At 36.9% G+C, this 18429-nt stretch carries 14 protein-coding genes; 1 reads left to right on the top strand and 13 read right to left on the bottom strand.

The window, feature by feature from the left end; genetic code table 11:
- Positions 1-79 precede the first annotated feature (79 nt).
- Genes ACFSFY_RS13505 through ACFSFY_RS13520 form a run of 4 tightly spaced genes read right to left on the bottom strand, consistent with a single transcriptional unit; the run spans position 80 to position 3614 of the window.
- Entirely contained in the window at positions 80-1309 is a 1230-nt protein-coding gene (locus ACFSFY_RS13505) for a hypothetical protein (RefSeq protein WP_381538852.1), read from the bottom strand.
- Positions 1296-2459 carry a DUF58 domain-containing protein gene (locus tag ACFSFY_RS13510; protein WP_381538854.1) on the bottom strand — a complete coding sequence of 388 codons (1164 nt, stop codon included), beginning with the start codon at positions 2457-2459 and terminating at the stop codon, positions 1296-1298. Before ACFSFY_RS13510 ends, ACFSFY_RS13505 begins: the two co-directional genes overlap by 14 nt.
- The gene (locus ACFSFY_RS13515; protein WP_381538856.1) at positions 2459-3394 is read right to left on the bottom strand and encodes an AAA family ATPase; all 936 of its coding nucleotides are present in this window, start codon (positions 3392-3394) and stop codon (positions 2459-2461) included. Before ACFSFY_RS13515 ends, ACFSFY_RS13510 begins: the two co-directional genes overlap by 1 nt.
- A gap of 19 nt (positions 3395-3413) precedes the next feature.
- Positions 3414-3614, bottom strand: a complete 201-nt coding sequence (locus tag ACFSFY_RS13520; RefSeq protein WP_381539082.1) for a Spo0E family sporulation regulatory protein-aspartic acid phosphatase — start codon at positions 3612-3614, stop codon at positions 3414-3416.
- A gap of 280 nt (positions 3615-3894) precedes the next feature.
- On the opposite strand from ACFSFY_RS13520, the gene ACFSFY_RS13525 reads away from it, so the two are divergent.
- Positions 3895-4602, top strand: a complete 708-nt coding sequence (locus tag ACFSFY_RS13525) for a hypothetical protein (RefSeq protein WP_381538858.1) — start codon at positions 3895-3897, stop codon at positions 4600-4602.
- Positions 4603-4656: 54 nt separating this feature from the next.
- Here the strand turns inward: ACFSFY_RS13525 and ACFSFY_RS13530 are convergent, their stop codons facing one another.
- The 9 genes from ACFSFY_RS13530 to ACFSFY_RS13570 all read right to left on the bottom strand — a co-directional run bounded on the left by ACFSFY_RS13530 (position 4657) and on the right by ACFSFY_RS13570 (position 18388).
- A complete protein-coding gene (locus tag ACFSFY_RS13530; protein ID WP_381538860.1) occupies positions 4657-5097 on the bottom strand; it encodes a MarR family winged helix-turn-helix transcriptional regulator in 441 nt (146 codons plus the stop codon).
- Positions 5098-5211: 114 nt separating this feature from the next.
- Positions 5212-6651 carry an ATP-binding protein gene (locus ACFSFY_RS13535; RefSeq protein ID WP_381538861.1) on the bottom strand — a complete coding sequence of 480 codons (1440 nt, stop codon included), beginning with the start codon at positions 6649-6651 and terminating at the stop codon, positions 5212-5214.
- 382 nt (positions 6652-7033) lie between these two features.
- Positions 7034-8380, bottom strand: a complete 1347-nt coding sequence (locus ACFSFY_RS13540) for a TrkH family potassium uptake protein (protein ID WP_381538863.1) — start codon at positions 8378-8380, stop codon at positions 7034-7036.
- A 240-nt stretch (positions 8381-8620) separates the two neighbouring features.
- The gene (locus ACFSFY_RS13545) at positions 8621-9385 is read right to left on the bottom strand and encodes a TerC family protein (protein WP_381538865.1); all 765 of its coding nucleotides are present in this window, start codon (positions 9383-9385) and stop codon (positions 8621-8623) included.
- A 244-nt stretch (positions 9386-9629) separates the two neighbouring features.
- Positions 9630-10718 (bottom strand): SDR family oxidoreductase, encoded by a 1089-nt coding sequence (locus ACFSFY_RS13550; protein ID WP_381538867.1) that lies wholly within the window; start codon positions 10716-10718, stop codon positions 9630-9632.
- A gap of 108 nt (positions 10719-10826) precedes the next feature.
- A complete protein-coding gene (locus ACFSFY_RS13555; RefSeq protein ID WP_381538869.1) occupies positions 10827-13895 on the bottom strand; it encodes an efflux RND transporter permease subunit in 3069 nt (1022 codons plus the stop codon).
- 247 nt (positions 13896-14142) lie between these two features.
- The gene (locus ACFSFY_RS13560) at positions 14143-15717 is read right to left on the bottom strand and encodes a peptide chain release factor 3 (protein ID WP_381538870.1); all 1575 of its coding nucleotides are present in this window, start codon (positions 15715-15717) and stop codon (positions 14143-14145) included.
- A 120-nt stretch (positions 15718-15837) separates the two neighbouring features.
- A complete protein-coding gene (locus tag ACFSFY_RS13565) occupies positions 15838-17322 on the bottom strand; it encodes a UDP-N-acetylmuramoyl-L-alanyl-D-glutamate--2,6-diaminopimelate ligase (RefSeq protein WP_381538872.1) in 1485 nt (494 codons plus the stop codon).
- Between the two features lie 13 nt (positions 17323-17335).
- Positions 17336-18388, bottom strand: coding sequence for a M42 family metallopeptidase (locus ACFSFY_RS13570; protein WP_381538873.1), 1053 nt, complete (start codon positions 18386-18388; stop codon positions 17336-17338).
- Positions 18389-18429: the final 41 nt, after the last annotated feature.

An 18429-nucleotide genomic window follows, 5' to 3' on the forward strand; every position in this document is an offset into this window, starting at 1 on the left:
AATTTCTGGGTGCGTCCTCAAAAGGGGGAAATGAGAATGTTGCTGTGTTCATACTTAATGTCCCCCGTTTTAGTAAAGTTTAAACATTCTTAGGAAAATATTTATTTTTAATTTCGTTTAGTTCTTCGACAAAATGTTCACTTTCTTCTTTAGATACAGTCATAGAGCCATAACGAGCCTCATCGTATGTGTCAAAAAATTCGCCACCAGTTTCCCAACCCATTCTCGCAAACCACTCTTTCACCGTTTCCCCTGCAAATCTTGGCGACTTTACTCGAATGGCCTCTTTTTCAAAGTATAAGAAAGAAGTACGTACTAAATTTGTTGCTTCGGAGTAATCGTATTTTAATTGAACAGCTTGTTTCTGTTTTTTTCCTCCAGAACGAATTGAATATTTAGGTTCTGTTTCATTTTTTATACCGAGCTTACGACTTTTTAGTATATAAATTATAATTCCGATCGCAATAAGGATTGCAAAAATGATAAAGTACGTATTTAAATCGAAATCCGATAACCCTTGTTCTTGTTGAAATGCTTCATCTGGTTCTAACATCTCTTCTTCTTCTTTGTCTGGCTCTTGATTATTCAGTATATATTCACTCAATAAATCTAGAAGAGGTGTAACCGCTTTTGCAACCAACATAAAGAGTCCGCCGAATACAAAACCGAAGATTGAAATGATAGTTGTTCGAATTGCATCGATAAAATAATATACTGCTATGAAAACAACTACTCCTACACCAAGCATCCAACCAAATGCTCTACTTACCTCTGATAAGCGAAATCCAGGTCTATTTCTCCCACTTATCGAAGTGGTGAGAAAACGAATGAGCACAAATAGAATTGTTGTTACTATAAATAACGTCGAATGAATTGCATTTACTTCAATTGCCTGCGTTTTGAGCAAAAAGACACTCGTAAATAAATAAAAAGATGCAAAAAGAATTGTGTTCATAAGAACAAATGGCATACGATTCAAACGCTCTGAACTAAAATTCGCATGTGTTCTCCATGCTATAAAACAGAACATAAAAATTACTGGTGCAATCGGTAATCCAATTAAATAAAAAGGGATTGCTAGTACAACTGAAAGTATTAACCCGATGATCACAGAATAGGCCACTTTAGAAAATAAAAAGTATGTAGTCACACCCATAGTTAGTGCTAATAAGATTAGTAAATAATGCGGTTGGAAAGAAGTTCCTTCTTGAATCAGAATTAATGGATAAACAAGTAACAACAGTTCCAAAATATAACTTTCCGAATTTCTCAGACGGATACCTTGTCGAAAAACATTACCTGAGTGCAACAGTCTCACTCCTTTCGTAGAAACTGTCCACAACGACCCGATTATGCGTTGACCATTTACTAGTAAAGTTCACGTAGCGTTCAGGTTCATGAGTGATTAAAACAACTGTTGGTGAGAGGAGACCTTGTGTCTGAATACTTTGCAAGATTTTTTCAAATGGAATCTTTGCATTTCTTTCAGATAAACGTGCAAGCATCTCTAGCGCTTTTTGGTATTGAACCTTACCACTTCCAGTTGCAAGATACATATAAGGTGTAGTTCCAAATGTACGTATATTGACAACAATTGCAAATGGAATATCATTTTTCAAAGCGTAACCAACATAAGAAACCAAACGCTCCACTTTTTGTTCGAAATCATCATCTGATCGTTGTTTTTCAATTGCATTTAATATGAACAATACCGATTGTGCAGTCACCGGCATAAATTCTTTCGTTTGTAATTTTTGCATTCGAGCACTTGCTTTCCAATGGATTTGATCGAATCGGTCTGAATACACATAATCCCTTGTTCCGATTGGTTGAAAAACGTCATGGAATAACGACTGTCTTTGCCCAAGTTCACCCGGTTTAAACGGAGCCGGATTTAATTGATCATCAAAAGAAACTATCTGTGGATAAACAAGACTTTGAGTCATAACCGGATCGTTAAGTTCCATCAAAACAGAGCCCTCTCCAAAAATATGTGGAACGTCTAATGTAATTCGTGTAATTCGGGATAATCCTCTTTTTCTCCCTTTGAGCGGAATGGAGATACTAATTACTTCCCTACTTCCTGCAGAAAAAGGAACTTCGAAATCAAAGATGCCGCTAAAATGGGATGTATCATCCACAAGGGGAACAACTGCATCTTGAATTGAAAGCGTCAAAACACCATTCCAAATAGGAGTTTTCCCATTCTCAAATTCAAGTACAAGATCATTTTCTCCACCAATCAAAAAACGAGTTTGGTTTTTATTTGGAATGAATACTAAATCTTTACCCACATTCAAATAATAAACATTTTGTACAATACACATGAAAAAAACTGCTGCAAATAAAGCCGCTGGAATAATTTGAAGATAAATAATTGAAAACAACAGAAATACAAGGGATACAGTCATAGTCTGATGTAATGATTTGAACCCTTCTTCCAAACGAAGCCATTTCATTAAACCGTTGCCTCTATAGGAGTGGGAATTGAATTTATTATTTCCATCAATACTTCATTTAAATTTTTCGTTAACATCCCTTCTGTTGACAACTCCATACGATGCAACGCCGCGGGTTCGAATATTGCTTTTACGTCGTCTGGTGTCGCATATCCTTTACCATTTATATAGGCATGTGCTTTTGTTGCTTGCAAAATTGCAAGTGCAGCCCTAGAACTAAGACCTAGCTCCAAAAAAGGATGCTTTCTTGTTGCGTGTACAATTTTCAATATGTATTTTTCCAAATCTTCGTGAACAATTACCTCACTTGCCTCAATTGACCATTTTTCTACTTCTTCTGGTCCGATAATTGACGCCGTTGTAATTGCACCAGGATTTTTACCGTACTGCTTAAGTATCAAATGTTCTTCTTCAAATGTCGGGTAACCAATATTTAATTTAAATAAAAATCGATCCAGTTGAGCTGCCGGTAAAGGAAAGGTACCTTGCTGAGATTCAATTGGATTTTGTGTCGCAATGACCATAAATGGGGTTGGCAATTTCAACGTCTCACCATCAATTGTCACTTGTTTTTCTTCCATTGATTCTAACAAGCTGGACTGTGTCCTAGGTGTTGCTCGATTGATTTCATCTGCTAATAATATATTCGTCGATACAGGACCCGCTTTTAAAACAAATTCTTGCGTCACGGGATTGAAATAGCGAATCCCCGTAACGTCGGATGGCAATACATCAGGTGTAAATTGTACTCGTGTAAATTCTCCTTTGAAAGCGTTCGCAAAACTTTTCGCCATCATTGTTTTCCCAGATCCCGGTACACTTTCCAAAAGCACATGACCTTCTTGCAGCAATGCAATGAGCATAAAATCGAATTCTTTTTCCCGACCTATAATTGCCTTATTCAGTTCATTTTTAAACTTTTCGATTGTCGACATAACTACCCCTCCATACTTTTTAACCTTTTCCCACAAATTCCTTCATGCAAGTACATTCATTGGTTCCGTAAAACATTCTTGTCTTTCTTATCTTTTCCAGTTGGTTTAATAACTGATCAAGTTTACAACTTATCCCAAGTGTAACAGAATTATTAAATCCTACTTCTAATGCTTTTTGTATCATCTCTTCTCGTGTGGATTCAATTTCCATTTCCAACATTCTTTCCAAAAAAAAACCTTCCCTCTTTTAATGAATACACTAGTACACATTATACAGGAATACTGAATTGACTGGTAAAAGAAATAACTCCAAATTCATACACAATACAACAAAATACAACACTATGTCTATGGAACTATCATTAAGATAGTTCTTTACTCAAGTACTACTTTAAGGCAAACTGATAATAATGGACAATATGAGAAATCTCATTTACTCTTCTAAGATGTATGAAACATCTTTGCCCTAAGGACGTCCAATTATGTAAGGAGGAGTTTATATGAAAAAGAAATGGAATCTATTATATGTCGCCCTAGCAACAGTCTTGCTCCTAGCAGCGTGTGGAACGAGTGACACCGACAATGAAGCTAAAGATAACGAAGTAAATGGTACAGCTTCTGAAGGGGCCTCTACAGACGATAGTGTAGTCGAAGAGGATATAGACGAGGAAGTAGATTCGGAGAAAGAAGAAGAAGAATCTTCCGAACCTGTAACTGAAACAGAAACTGAAAAAGAGGACTCGACTGAAAGTACAAATAACAATGACAATCTCTTATCAGACGCAATTCAGACTAAGAGCGATGAACAAGACTATTCAATTCAGTTGCTTCCTACGTACAAGTTAACAAGCGAAGAACCCGGTCGCGATAGTCTTTACGTAAAAGACAATGACTCAGTATTTATGCGAATTGAAACTATGGATGAAGAAGAAGGCAATTATGAATACGCAGTTGAAAATACAATTGTTGTACTCGAAGCATCTAGTGGCGGTGCTGTACCAGATAAATTAGTAGATACAGAATTACCTAAAGGTGATGGCATTGAAGACGCGGAAGGCTACTTCGTAACTGCAGAATCAGCACCTGTAACTGGTATTGTCTTTAAAAAAGATGGAATGGTCATTAAACTTACTATTTTTGATACTCCAAATGCGGATCACATAGAAGAGTTTCTTCGTATGGCTGAAACAATTTTAAAGAATTCATAAAATAAAAAGTCAAAGCATCGTCTTATATAGACAATGCTTTGACTTTTTTATTTCTTAAGATAAATCCTTAACAGAAAGACCGAGTTTCTTTATCAGTCCAATAGCCAGTTCCTGCTCTTCAACTGTCAATGCAGACATAATGGATTCAATATTTTCAGCATGTTCCGGGAAGATAGAATTCATTAGCTCTCCGCCCCTACTTGTAATGGACATGTAGGTTATCCGTTTGTCCACTTCACTGTAAACTCTTTCAAGCAAACCATTTTTTTCAAGTTTATCAACAACATATGTCATCGAGCCGCTGCGCAACAAAATCTTTTGCCCTATTTTCTGGATTGGTTGCCGTCCTTTATGATGAAGAAGTTCCAGAACAGCAAATTCCGTTGGGTTCAATTTATACTTATCAATTGGTTTATGCGCTTCTTCCAAAATCACTTTACTTGCCCTAGTAAGAACAATAAATAACTTTAAAGCAGTTTCAGTATTTTTAGTCATATCTATTTCACCCTTTGTTTTCCCGTTTTGAAGTAAGCTATTGTAAGTATAACGGGAATAACGTAAAAATGTCAAAAATCCAATTGTTCTTTAAAAAACTCTATTCTTATTTTTTCAATCATACAAAGTTGAAATAGATAAATTAGTACTATTAATAGCAGTAGTGTAGCCAATTGCTACAGGAAACAAAATAATGAATTTTGATCCAATCCCTACTTTACTTTCTACCGATATCGTTCCGCCATGATTTTCAATTGTTTTTAATACAAATGATAATCCAAGTCCTGTTCCATCAGCTCTTGTCGTGAAATAAGGCCTGAAAATCTGAGGCAACTGAGAGTCCTTTATTCCTTTACCCGTGTCCTGAATCGATACACTAATTACTTCTTCGCCAACTTCTTTAATTTCAATCGTCAATAACCCATCGGACGGCATAGCCTCGAGTGCATTTTTCAATACATTGAAAAGCGCCTGTTTAAGCTTTACCACATCACCATATATCATACTCTTTATGAGCAAATCCACTTTTTTTATTATCGTAATACCTGCTAATCTTGCTTTTGGTTCTATCACCTGAACTAAATCCGACATTAATGATTGAATAGAAATTAGTTCTTTTTTATTTTTGCTCGGCTTTGACAAAATAAGCATTTCCCCTAATATCGATTCCATTCGTTCAATTTCATCATCAATCACAGATAGATATCTCTTCGACTCTTCAGACGCAGATATTCTAAGTAGTTGTGTAAAACCTTTTAAAGTCGTCATCGGATTTCGAATCTCATGGGCAATACTTGCAGCCAGTTGCCCAACTGAGGATAAGGCATTATTATGTTCCAATTGTTCTTCAAGATTTATTTGCACTGTTTGATCAGTTACCTGTGTTAAATAATAACCTATTTGTTTATCATAACGAGTGACTATATGGTAAAAACAAACATTACCCGGAGTTTTCTCATATTTTATCAACACTTCAGTATATTCATTCCCTAGAATTCCGTCTGTATATTCAGAAAATGTTTGATCATCCTTGGAAGCCATATTTATTAGGACATCTACTGGTTTATTAACAAAATGACTTCGGTCAAAATTTAAATAATGAAAACACTTATCATTTATATCTCGTACTATTCCATGCTCATCTACCAGGATCATTAAACTGTCCGATGTATTAAAAGCACCTTTATAGGATAACTCATTCCTGTTCTTCAATTCTTTTTTCAGGTTAAGAGAAATAGTTATCGTCTTGTTGCAATCACAATAAATGCTTTCCATTTTATACGTACCTATAATCTTTGACTTTACTTGAAGTGGCATGAAAAAGGTAAACTTTCCTTTTTCCTTCGTAATTCCCATATATTCATTCCACATTTCAACTGCCGATTCATCAAGTAACTCTTTAATATTTTCTATTTTGCAGTTGCTAACCATCTTGTTAAATGGGTTGTTGCTATTAATAAAGTTCCCGTCTAAATCCATTATTACGACGGGTATACTTGAATTATTAAAGAGGATTATTTTTTCTACTATCGATTCAGTAATACCATTAGACATTTTTACTCCCCCTACTTCTATATATAGACAGTATGAAAAAAAATGTACTTTAATGCAAAAACACGAAGTTACTAAATATATTATATATTCAAATTATTTCATATCTCGAAGGAAATAGGTATAGGTATTTAGACCTTCATTCCTATGCTATATCTACTTTTTAATAAAAGATTACTAAAACGCAATAAATATTATCAATTATCGTAACGCCTCACTACCTTTTAGAAATAAATACATAGGCGTAATTTGCATGGTTATAGTCACTTTAGCCTAAGTTTTTTCACCTAGATTGAAAATAATTATTTTTTCCGAACTCCTAGTAGTAAGGCCTACTAAAAAATAAAAAGGCCCATCCTTATTTACAAGGATGTGGCCCAGTTCGTTAACCAATAATTACACGTTCTTCGGGGAAATTATAATGTGTTTTCTTCTTCTTCCCTCCAAGGGTGAAAAGAAAGGATATAAGCCCAACTCTACCGATAAACATCAAGATCATAATAATGGATTTACCAATTGTTGATAAATCACTTGTAATACCTAGTGACATACCACATGTCCCAAATGCTGATGTAATTTCAAACAAGAGTGCTACCACTGTTTGATTAGGTTCAGTAACAGTTAAAATAATTAAAGTCACCATCACCATCATACCGGCAAGTAAAATTACTGCATAAGAGCGATATATATCAACTTGCTTAATTTGTCTATTGAAAATACGAATAAATTCATTACCCTTTGCAAAATTAATGAGGAATAAAATTGCAATCGCAAATGTCGTCGTTCTTATACCTCCACCAACCGAACTTGGGGATGCACCAATAAACATAAGGGAGCTTATGAAGATATGTGTTGCATCACTAAACTGCGTAACATCGAATGTCGTCAGTCCTCCAGATCTCGATGATACCGAATGAAATATGGAAGCAAAGATTTTTTCATGCCAAGCCATTCCTTTGAATGAATTCATTGATTCAAGTATAAAAATTATGATAGTACCGATTAGAAGTAGAAAACCAAATGTTGCTGTTGTGATTTTAGTAAATAATGAAAATCTAAAGTTCGGAACCTCTTTTGAAAAATAACTTTTCACTTCAATGAGTACTGGAAAACCAATTGCACCTAGTATGATTAACACCATTGTTACACTTTGAATGATATAGTCATTAAAATACGGGAGAAGAGAATTTCCAGTTAAATCAAATCCTGTATTTGTTGTCGCTGATACCGACATAAAAAAACCATGAAGAAGCGCTTCATTAAATGTCTCATAATACTTTTGTATATAAAGAGTGAAAAAGATCCCACCAATGATTTCAATCATAAAAATAATTTTCACAATTTCTCGAATCAGATGAACAACACCCGAAAGATTATATTGATTATGATCCAACATGATTAGTTGGCGTTCGCTCATACCAATCCGCTTTCTTACAATCAACCAGAAAAACGTACCTATCGACATGATTCCTACAGCACCAAATTGCAAAACAATCATAATCATACATATTCCAAAAACTGAATAAGTGTCCGCAATCGTAATTGAAGTAAGGCCTGTTACACTGACTGCACTAACTGCAGTAAATAAACTATCGATAAAACGAACTTTTACTCCTGGTAAATAAACACCTGGCAAATTTAATAATAGAAAGGAAAAAGCAATTGCCAAAAAGTAAAAAAAGACGATTTTTTGTACAGGTGTAAAACTACGGATCGTTTCGGTAAATTTCATGTAATTAAGTTCCTTTCCCAATTCAAGTGATCATCTTATCATTTTAGGGAACTTGTAACCAAAAAGAAAGGTTTTGCTGTAAATTGCCATAATTTAAAATTAGCCTCTGTTAAAGATACCCCTAATTCCCGGGTTTAATCCACATATTTTAAAGATGAACTCAAATACTTTCGACGAATCTATCTGAATTTCGATAAAAAAAGACCGACTACAGAAAATATGCAGTCGGTTCTTAAATGTTTAGTTCGAATGAGTTTTCTTTCGATTTTGTCGAACACCTTTGAAGTAACCAAAAATTCCAATTGCCGCTAAGACAACCCAGAAAATTGAATTCCAAAGTGACGAGTGCGGAAATGCCGGATCGATAATTTGTAATTCCGGGTGGCCAAGTGTCATTACAAGTAATTTCACTCCAACCCAACCAACAATTAAAAATGCGGCAGTTTCCAACGATGGGTACTTTTCTAATAACTGTACGAACTGACGGGCTGCGAATCGCATGATGACAAGTCCAATAATACCGCCTAACAACATAACGGTAAACTGTCCGCCGTTAATTCCACCAATTTCAAAATCTCCAAGTTCAGGAAGTGTAACAGCAAGTGCTACCGCAGCAAGCATTGAATCCAGAGCAAATGCAATATCCGCGAGCTCTACTTTGAGAACGGTCATCCAGAAGCCAGATTTTTTTCCAGCCTTTAGATCATGCTCTGAATTCTTTTGGGCTCGTTGATCGTAAATACTCTTACCGGATATAAATAGAAGATACGCTGCACCAAGTGCTTGAATCCACCACATATTCACAAGAAAAGTAATCATAAACAATGCTGCAAAGCGGAAAACAAACGCTCCGAACAATCCGTAAAATAAAGCTTTCTTCTGTTCAAGACGAGGTAAGTGTTTCACCATAACCGCCATTACTACTGCATTATCTGCTGCCAAAAGACCCTCAAGTATGATGAGCACTAAAAGTACCCACGCATATTGTAACAAAATAGTATCCAAAATAATTCCTCCTATTAATAAATATATAAAAAGACCCTCACCTAATAAATAGGCAAAGGTCTCGCTAAGTCGGAATTTAAATTAGAAAAAATCCAGCTATCATAACCGATGGCAAAAGCCACGTATTGACGACTATGAAATAGGTTTCCCTATAGCTACTCCCCCTTGACATAAGTCAAAAGTTATTAAGTTTTGGTTGCTCTTTCTTTTATTATAACACCGAATAACAAAATGTAAACTTTGGTTAAACAATTTTAATATGATAGTCAGCATTGTTTTTATGTTGATTGTAAAAGACCGTCATAGCAGGTATCGATTGAATGAAATCAGCACACTGAATCCCGCTTTCCTGCAGGAGTCTTTCTGCTATTGTCGTATCAAACATTGCATTCCAAGATAAATAACCGAGTGTTTCAGCTTCAACACCGAGCATTTGTTGAATTCTTTTTGATTTTAATGCTGTTGCAGCCAAAACTTCTGGAAATCTTCCTTTAGGATTTTTCCCAGTAACCTCGAAAACCATTGCTCTATAAATCTCTTCTATAGGGTGCGGGTTCGGATCCGTCAAATGAATGGTCTGAGATTCCGCCTCTGAGTGACTTGAAAGATACACGGATGCACTCATAATATAATCGATGGGAACAACATTTAAAAAGGCCTCCGACTTTCCGATATATGGAGTCATAGGCAACCATTTCAATCGATCAATCATATTCATAAAGAAATAAGGACCATCAAATTTAATTGTTTCCCCAGTTTCTGAATGACCTCGAACAATTCCAGGACGAATGATCGTAACGGCTACTTGTTCTTTCAATTCTTCTACAAGTAATTCAGCCTCAAATTTTGTTTCCTCATAATGATTTTTAAACGACGTCGGTCGAATCAATTCAGTTTCAAGTAATCTACCCTCACGTTTTCCAGCGACATACGCTGTACTAAAATACATATATCTAAGTATATCCGGATGACTCCGAACAAATTCATTCACCACAATAGTACCTTCTACATTAACTTTCCAAGCAAGTTCTTCTTTTACCGCAAGATCATAAATCGCTGCGAGATGCCATACTGTTAGTTGCTCCTCATGTAATTCTTTAATGATTTCTTCATTCATTCCTAAGTTCGGTTTTGTGATATCCCCAGCTACAATATTGATTGAATGCTTTGAATCTAATTCCATTATAATAGAATCCGCCTTACGTTTCGCTAAATCCACTTGCTCTGGTAATACAAGCACATAAAAAAGTTTAGATTTTCCTTCTCTTATTAATTCTTTAATCAGCTCAGACGTAATAAACCCCGGAAATCCAGTAAGGAAATGGACTTTCATTTAAACAACCCCCTTTTTATTTCAGTATAACATTTATTAATGCATTTAGAAGAATCTTCAGAAATAAAAAAAGCCCCCATAAAGGAGGCTCTAAATTAAGCATGATATTTATTTATTTTTGGGTACCGCACGTTTTCTTGTTTCAGAGTCGAATAGGCTGTAAATAATCGGAACAATATACAGCGTTAAAAGAGTCGAACTTATGAGTCCAGCAATTACAGCTATTCCCATAGGCTGATTCATTTCAGTACCTTCCCCAATACCTAGAGCAAGTGGCAACAAGCCTAGGATGGTCGTCAGGGCCGTCATTAAGATAGGACGGACACGATCTTTAACTGCGACAACAATCGCATCATAAGAACTAAGTCCAGCTTCTTTTCTTTGATTAATGTAGTCGACTAGGACAATCCCGTTGTTCACTACTATTCCAACGAGAACCAGAACCCCAATTACCGCGGTAACACTCAGAGGTGTGTTCGTTACAAACAATCCGATTGCTACACCAATAATCATCAATGGTACTGAGAACATAATGACAAATGGATATTTAAACGACTCAAACTGAGCAGCCATCACAATATAAACGAGAACAATTGCAAGGATAATTGCCATTAACATATCATTAATCGCACTTTCAAAGAGTTCCCGATCCCCACCATATGCAACTTCAATTTCAGTTGGAAGTTTCAGTTTATCGATTGTTTCATTTACTTTTGCAGTCATATCACCGAGTGACTCAGTCGATTCATATTTCACATTAAACGAGACGGAATGCGCTTGGTCAACACGCTGAATTGATACAGGACCTTCTGCAATATCGATTTTAGCAACTTTACCAAGTTCTACAAACTCACCAGCGGGTGTACGAAGTTTGAGCTTTTTCAACTCATCGATGCTATTGCGGTATTTATTATCATATTGCACATAAACCGCATACACTTCATTATTATCGCCTATGATTTGTGTTGTTAAAGAACCACGTGTCACATTGTTCACTGTTTGAGCGATTTGATACGGCGAAAGTCCTTTTTCAGAAGCGAGGTCACGGTCCACTTCAATACGAATTTCTTCAACCGTATTTTGAAGATTATTTGTAACTTCTGTAACGGACTTAAGTTTCACAAGTTCTTTATTCAACTTAGTTACAGCTTCATTCAACTGATTTTCATTTGTATCTTTAAGTGAGAACGTTAGTGAATTCGGAGTCGAACCTGATGCCGTTTGCAAATCGAAACTAATACTTGCATCCTCTCCAATTTCCTTCAACACTTTAGGCTGAACTTCATCGACAAATTCAAAGACCGATCGTTCGCGATCAGACAATGGAACCAGTTTCACATACATTTCAGCGACGTTTGATTTGGAAGTACCTTGAGCTAAATTCTCTTGCGTACCACCTACTAAACTTACATACACTTCAATGTCTTTCTCTTCTTTCAACTGATCTTCAATACGTTTTACAACATCATTTGTTGCACTTGGCGAAGCGCCATTTGGCAATTGAACGGATACACTGACAAATCCTTCATCCGTTGCTGGAAGGAATTCCGTGCCCACCTTCGTCAATGCAAATCCACTACCTGCAAGTAAGACAGTCGTGAGAAATAAAACGATGAAGCGATGTTTTAAGGACCATGTAATAGATCTTGAAAAGTTATTTAATGTTTTAGAACGGCGACGTCTTGCCTCTACACTTTTCCTAGGCTTTTTCAACATACGACTTGCCATCATCGGGACAACTGTTAAGGCCACAATAAGTGACGCAAACAAACTAAAGGAAATCGTTAAAGCAAACTCTGTAAATATCTGTCCGATTAATCCACTGATGAATATAACAGGAACAAATACAGCAAGTGTTGTTAACGTCGAAGCAATTATTGCTCCTCCCACTTCCTTTGCCCCATCAGAAGCAGCTACACGAGGTTCTTTCCCCATTGCAAGATGCCGTTCAATATTTTCTATAACGACAATCGCATTATCTACGAGCATACCAATACCAAGTGCCAAGGCACCTAGAGTTAAGATGTTCAGTGAGAAATCTGCAAAAAACATGAGGACAAACGTAACAATTACTGAATAAGGAATCGCTACACCTATAATTAATGGGCTCTTTATCCCTCTAAGGAAAAAGAACAACACAAGCATCGCAAATATTCCACCGAGAATTAAGGATTGACCAATATTGCCAATCGCAAGTTTGACGTAATCACCTTGGTCAAACAAAATATCCGATTTCACATCTTTAAATTCATCTGTCTCAAGTAGTTCGTCAAGAGCCTCTTGGAAAGACGTTGACACATCGGCAGTGTTAGCACCAGATTCCTGCAACACAGACATTAAAACGGCACCCTCGTCGTTCGCACGTGTCTCTGTTGGAGACTCCGCTTCTCCGAGTTCAACTTTTGCGACATCACGAATGCGTACTTTTTTACCATCGACAGGATTGATCGTTACAATCAAGTCTTTGATTTCATCAACATTTGTTAACGTACTGACGATTCGTGTCGTCAGTTGTTTTCCATCTGTTGTTTCGATTGGTTCTCCTGGCATAGAGACATTATTCGCCTGAACCAGTTGCACAATATCTTCTTGTGCAAGACCGTTTGTTTCAAGTTTTTTCTGGTCTAACGTTATTAAAACTTCCTCAATTAATTGACCCGAAACGGATACACTTGCTACGCCTTTAGTTCGGCGTAGTTCAAGTTCCAATTGCTCCGCTAAAACACGGATATCTGTATCTTTAGATTCCGTCCTTAGGGACAATTGAATCACCGGAAATTGAGAGGGATCAAATTTTAGAAAGCGTGGTTTATTTGCACCATCGGGCATTTGTACTTGATCAATTCGTTGCAATAAATCCATTTGAACATCATCGATTGTCGTTGACCAATCGAACATAAGAAGGATAAAGTTGGCTCCCTCTTGAGACGTGGACTGTATGGATTTCAATCCAGGTGTTGTGGATAAACTATTTTCAAGTGGCTTTGTAACTTTCTCGCTGACCTCTGTTGGGGAAGCACCAGGAAAACTGGATACAACAACCGCTATTGGCGGATTCAACTCCGGAATTAAGGTTACAGGGATACGGAAAAAGGATACAGCTCCAAGAATAATAACAAGAAACATTATTACGATTGTAAATACGGGTCTTTTTATAGAAAAGTCACTAATCTTCATGTCTTCTTCCTTTCTTTATATCACTTATATCTCGGCATAAGTGATGGGCATTTAAGTTTCTTTTAATTACAATACAAACCAAACCAATATCATCTTTTTAATCTATTAAAAGTAAAAGACTTTTCAAAAATGAATTTAAAGTATGTTCTTATCATAGGGAAAATTAAGTAGGAGTTCAAATAAGAGACTCACCTTATTTCATAAAAAAGCCTAAAAAAACGAAAAATCGTCTTTTTAGGTTTTTAAATTATAGTAAGTTATATAAATTGATGGAAGGATGTTTATCATGGAACCAACGCATTGAAAATTCGTTTTCAAATAAAAACACGAGTTTTTCATGCCTATCTTTTACGAGCATTGCACGTTGTCCGGCCATTGACTCGGATACATCACTTTCATTTTCAATCCAACGAGCAACTTTCGCACCAAGATGTTCCATTCGTACTTCTACATTGTATTCATTTTTCATACGATGCTCGAAAACTTCAAATTGCAGTTGTCCAACCGCACCAAGCAATACTTCTTCAGTGTGTAAAGTACGGTAGTACTGAATTGCTCCTTCTTGCACTAGTTGTAAAATCCCTTTGTGGAAATGCTTTGATTTCATAACGTTTTTCGCAGTTACCCGAACAAATAATTCCGGTGTAAACTGAGGCAGTGCATCGAAAACAAACGATGACTTTCCACCGATAATCGTATCCCCAATTTGGTAATTTCCCGTATCGTGAATTCCAATAATATCTCCTGCAACTGCTTCGTCCACTATTTCTCGATCGTCTGCTAGAAATTGTGTCGTTTGTGTTAACTTAAACGTTCTTGAAATCCTAGGGACTGAAACCGTCATTCCTCTTTCGAACTTACCTGAAACAATTCGAACGAATGCAATTCGATCTCGATGCGCAGGATTCATATTCGCTTGGATTTTGAAAATAAATCCTGAAAACTCTTTCGAATAGGGGTCGATTTCTACTTTATCTTTTGTGATTCGTGGTTGAGGCTCAGGTGCAAATTTTAAAAATGTTTCCAAAAATGTTTGCACACCAAAACTTGTTAAGGCACTTCCGAAGAACACCGGTGTTAGCTCCCCTTTTGCAATTCGGTCTTCATCAAAGTCATTGCCTGCAACATTTTGCAATTGTACCTCTTCCATTGCTTGTTTATAATATGAGGTTTCCATCATTGGATGAGGCTTTAAAAGACCACCCTCTTCATTCAATTCAAGAAAACGCTCTTCATCCTTTACTCGAACTTGCTCAATACGATTATTAAAACGGTCGTAAATGCCGAGGAACTCTTTCCCCATTCCTATCGGCCAATTCATAGCATATGATTCAATGCCCAGTACTTCTTCAAGCTCTTCCATTAAATCCAGCGGTTCTTTACCTTGTCTGTCCATTTTATTGATGAACGTAAATATTGGAATTCCGCGCATGCGACAAACTTTGAATAACTTAATTGTTTGAGGTTCAATCCCTCGCCCAACATCTACCATCATAACCGCGGCATCTACTGCCATCAGAGTACGATACGTGTCCTCACTAAAATCTTCGTGACCGGGTGTATCTAGAATATTTACTCGCTTTCCATCATAGTCAAACTGCATAACAGATGATGTAACTGAAATACCACGTTGTTTCTCAATTTCCATCCAGTCTGATGTTGCAAACTTTCCACTCTTTCTTCCTTTTACAGTACCAGTATCCCGAATTGCTCCACCAAAATAAAGTAGTTTTTCCGTGATTGTTGTTTTCCCTGCATCTGGGTGAGATATAATTGCAAACGTCCGACGTGACGCGATTTCTTCATTGATAGGTTTATCCATACTAATATATTCTCCTTCTGTTCTGCTGTTCCTAATCATAGTGACTACCTACACGGATATCAACACTTTTTTCTAGTGTAAAGAAGTAGTGCCGCCTTTAATTATAAGCAGCACTTCTTACTATTTTTCCAACGCACCTGTACCAAACTTTTTCAAAGCTTCAGAAAGAGCAATTTCTGCATCTGAATGAGGATATTTTACAGAACCAATTATTTGATAATCCTCGTGTCCCTTGCCAGCAAAAATTACAATGTCATCTGGTTCAGCTACCGATATCGCATGTCGAACCGCTTCAACACGGTCACCAATGCAAGCGTAATTGTCATGCTTCATCCCCACAGCCAATTCAGCTAAAATTGTTTCATATGCTTCATTTCGAGGATCATCTGTAGTGAGAACAACATAATCGGCAATAGACGCTTTTTCTGCCATAATCGGCCTTTTCACACGATCACGATTGCCTCCAGTACCTATTACAAAGATAAGCTTATTCTTTTTATAAGGTAAAACAGAAGTAATTGCTTTTTCGATGGCATCTGGCGAATGAGCATAATCAATATAAATCGTTAAAGGTAGGTTTGTTTCCACCTTCTCCATACGACCTTTTATAGCAGTTATTTCTCCTAGATGCTTAACGATATCATCAATCATCATACCTTTTGCATACAAAGCTGCAGTTGCGGCTAGAGCATTAGAAACATTAAATTCACCAATTAAGTTCATTTCAACATCGTAATCGCCCTCTGGTGACGATAATGTGAAGCTCGTACCTTCTGCCGTTAAGTTAATATTTGTTCCACGGAATGCAGCATCATTTAAAATTCCATATGTGAGCACGGGATAGGATGTTTTGTCCAACAACTTCTCACTCCAAGCATCATCTGCATTCACAACAACAAACTTCCGTTTCGAAAAGTCTTGTCCTAATTGTGAAAACAGAAGCGCTTTTGCGTTTCCATAGTTTTCCATCGTTCCATGGAAATCTAAATGGTCGTGCGTCAAATTTGTGAAAATAGCGATATCAAACTCTGCCCCTGCAAGACGTCCTTCGATGAGACCGTGTGAAGAAACTTCCAACGTCATCGTTGAACACCCTTCGTTAGCCGCTTGGGCAATCATAGATTGAGTCGTTAAAGCATCGCCCGTTGTATTTTCTGTTTCATATAATGTTCCATTTAATTCAAAACCAATCGTCCCTGTCATTGCAGAACTTTCTCCAGCTGCCTGAAGAATGGATTGAATGATACCACTCACTGTAGTTTTACCATTTGTTCCAGTAACACCTATTAGTGTCATTTCCTTTGAAGGATAATTGTAATGACAAGCAGCAAGTAAACCAATTGCCCGTGACGTATCTTCGACGAGAATGACTGCCACTTTATCGGGGTCTACATCGACGGGTTTTGACGCCACGATCACACGTGCGCCCGAGTCAACCGCTTTTTGCACATAATCATGTCCGTCCACAGTGTGTCCTTCAATACAGACGAACATTCCACCTGCACTGACTGAACGTGAGTCTACGGCTAAATCTGTTACTTCAAGTGGCAATTCGCCAATTACTTGTTTGATTGGTAAAACTGAAATTAATCTTTTCGCTTCCATAATAAACCTCCGTTCAATCCATCATTTCAGATGTTACATATGCGTAAAGAAGTTGCGCTGTCGCTTCTAGAGAATCAACGTGAGTACGTTCTAGAGCGTGAGATGACTCAATACCCGGTCCAAATAAAGCATGCTTCACATCAAATCCTGCTCGAATTGCTGCCGAAGCATCGGAACCGTAATATGGATATATGTCTAACTTGAACGGGATATCTTTTGATTTACAAAGACCTGTTAAATGTTGCGTTAAATCATAATGATAAGGTCCACTTGAATCTTTTGCACAAACAGAAACGGTGTATTCATCTGAGGTTTGTCCATCTCCAATTGCTCCCATATCGACTGCAATATACTCAACTGTTTGCTCTGGAATATTGGAGTTTCCACCGTACCCAATTTCTTCGTTATTTGAAATGTAAAAATGAGTGGTATGAGGAAGCTTTGTTTTTTCTTGCTTTAATGAACGAACTAGTTCAATCAAAAGGGCAGTACTCGCTTTATCATCTAAATGGCGTGACTTTACAAAACCACTCTTAGTAACTTCAAAGCGTGGATCGAAAGAAACGAAATCCCCAACCTCAATACCAAGTTGTCGAGTATCCTCTGCTTTTAGAACTTTCTCATCAATTCGCACTTCAATATTGTCTGCACTTCGTTTTGCACTACCTGCATCTTTATAAACATGAACTGTTGTTTGATGCATTAATATTGTCCCACGAATGTCTTTTCCAGAAGCAGTATGTATCTGACAATATTCTCCCTCAACCGCATCCCAATTAAAACCGCCAATCATTGACAGTTTTAAACGACCATCGCTTTTTACTTCTTTAACCATTGCTCCTAAAGTATCTGTATGTGCTGTTAATAAACGATGACGTTCTGTATTTGTTCCTTCAATTGTAGCAATAATTGCTCCTTTATTAGTCTTTTTATAGTCCACTTTAAGGGCATCTAACTCCATTTGAATCAATTTCATAACTCGACCTGTATAACCTGATGGACTTGGTGTCTCCACAAGTTTCTGTAAAAGGCTGAGTGTCCATTTTTCATCATAATTTTTACTCATTGGCAATTCCTCTTTTCTTTCTGCTTTTGTTATTATACCTT

The organism is Sporosarcina siberiensis (genome assembly GCF_042681925.1).
In the GTDB taxonomy this organism is placed as follows: Bacteria; Bacillota; Bacilli; order Bacillales_A; family Planococcaceae; genus Sporosarcina; species Sporosarcina siberiensis.

Bases quoted from the DNA above. Each gene is read 5' to 3' on its own strand.
- ACFSFY_RS13550 (WP_381538867.1), bottom strand. From the start codon at position 10,718: ATGAAAGTCCATTTCCTTACTGGATTTCCGGGGTTTATTACGTCTGAG.
- ACFSFY_RS13565 (WP_381538872.1), bottom strand. From the start codon at position 17,322: ATGGAAGCGAAAAGATTAATTTCAGTTTTACCAATCAAACAAGTAATT.
- ACFSFY_RS13555 (WP_381538869.1), bottom strand. From the start codon at position 13,895: ATGAAGATTAGTGACTTTTCTATAAAAAGACCCGTATTTACAATCGTA.
- ACFSFY_RS13530 (WP_381538860.1), bottom strand. From the start codon at position 5,097: ATGACTAAAAATACTGAAACTGCTTTAAAGTTATTTATTGTTCTTACT.
- ACFSFY_RS13515 (WP_381538856.1), bottom strand. From the start codon at position 3,394: ATGTCGACAATCGAAAAGTTTAAAAATGAACTGAATAAGGCAATTATA.
- ACFSFY_RS13520 (WP_381539082.1), bottom strand. From the start codon at position 3,614: ATGTTGGAAATGGAAATTGAATCCACACGAGAAGAGATGATACAAAAA.
- ACFSFY_RS13560 (WP_381538870.1), bottom strand. From the start codon at position 15,717: ATGGATAAACCTATCAATGAAGAAATCGCGTCACGTCGGACGTTTGCA.
- ACFSFY_RS13510 (WP_381538854.1), bottom strand. From the start codon at position 2,459: ATGAAATGGCTTCGTTTGGAAGAAGGGTTCAAATCATTACATCAGACT.
- ACFSFY_RS13540 (WP_381538863.1), bottom strand. From the start codon at position 8,380: ATGAAATTTACCGAAACGATCCGTAGTTTTACACCTGTACAAAAAATC.
- ACFSFY_RS13570 (WP_381538873.1), bottom strand. From the start codon at position 18,388: ATGAGTAAAAATTATGATGAAAAATGGACACTCAGCCTTTTACAGAAA.
- ACFSFY_RS13535 (WP_381538861.1), bottom strand. From the start codon at position 6,651: ATGTCTAATGGTATTACTGAATCGATAGTAGAAAAAATAATCCTCTTT.
- ACFSFY_RS13525 (WP_381538858.1), top strand. From the start codon at position 3,895: ATGAAAAAGAAATGGAATCTATTATATGTCGCCCTAGCAACAGTCTTG.